1 protein-coding gene is annotated in these 1,211 nt (G+C 71.8%); it reads left to right on the top strand.

Going from position 1 to position 1,211, the window contains the following annotated elements:
- Positions 1–91 precede the first annotated feature (91 nt).
- Entirely contained in the window at positions 92–853 is a 762-nt protein-coding gene (locus tag I53_RS15370; RefSeq protein WP_043352173.1) for an SDR family NAD(P)-dependent oxidoreductase, read from the top strand.
- Positions 854–1,211 lie beyond the last annotated feature (358 nt).

Genomic DNA, 1,211 nt, shown 5'->3' with positions numbered 1-1,211 from the left:
CGGCTGGCACATGGTCGATCCGAAGTACACGCTCGGCGCCTCGATCACGAAGGCGATCGCCCACGCATGATCGGCGACGGAGGAGGATGGCATGGATCTCGGGCTCAGAGGCCGCCGGGCGCTGGTGACCGGCGGCACCAAGGGCATCGGCGCGGCGATCGTCGACCTGCTTGCCGACGAGGGGGCGGCGGTCGCCCTCTGCGCCCGCAACGCCGCGGAGGTCGCCGCCAAGGTCGACGCCCTGCGCGCCAAGGGCGTGGCGGCGACCGGGCGCGCCCTCGACGTCGCCGATCCCGCCGCCCTGCGCGGCTGGGTCGCCGAGGCCGCAGGGGAGCTCGGCGGCCTCGACATCGTGGTGCCGAACGTGAGCGCGCTGGCCGTCGGCAGCGACGAGGCGGCGTGGCGCAGCGGCTTCACGGTCGACATGATGGGCACCGTCACGGCGGTCGAGGCGGCGATGCCGTTCCTCGAACGCTCCGAGGCCGGCGCGATCGTCGTCATCTCCAGCGTCTCCGGGCGCGAGATCGACTTCGCGGCCGGACCCTACGGCGCCTTCAAGGCGGCGCTGATCCACTACGCGCAGGGGCTGGCCTTCCAGCTCGCGCCCCGGAACATCCGCGCCAACTCGGTCTCGCCCGGCAACACCTACTTCGCGGGCGGCGTCTGGCACCAGATCGAGACCGGCAACCCGGCGCTGTTCGCCGAGGCGCTCCGGCTGAACCCGACCGGCCGGATGGCGCGTCCGGAGGAGGTGGCCCGCGCGGCCGTCTTCCTGGCGAGCCCGGCCGCGAGCTTCATCACCGGCACCAACCTCGTGGTGGACGGCAGCCTGACCCGCGGCGTGCAGTTCTGAGACTTTCGAACGCCCTCAGGCGACATCCGGAAGCCTGAAGCGGCGACGGGACCGGCCTGCCGCGCATCGGCAGGCGGGATCGGGACACCGTCCCGAAGGACACGCGCGGCCGGCCCATGCGCATCGGATGTTCGGCGACGAAGTCTGGAGATCGCGGATATCGACCACACTTGCGACGCAATTCGCCTGCTCTCGGCTCTGTAGAGACAAGCTTGCCAGGCGCGCTGGCACGCGGCACTCTCAAGCTTGGCCTTTCGCGCGACGGAGGCACGTTGCGCGGTCGCGCCGGGCTGCAGGACAGGGAAGTCCAGGGCGATGATGACGGACGATCGCATGGCCGGCGGGCTCGACGAGCGCG

Origin of the sequence: Methylobacterium sp. B1 (assembly GCF_000333255.1) — a bacterium.
Taxonomy (GTDB): Bacteria; Pseudomonadota; Alphaproteobacteria; order Rhizobiales; family Beijerinckiaceae; genus Methylobacterium; species Methylobacterium fujisawaense.
This window is presented reverse-complemented; position numbering and strand designations above follow the sequence as displayed.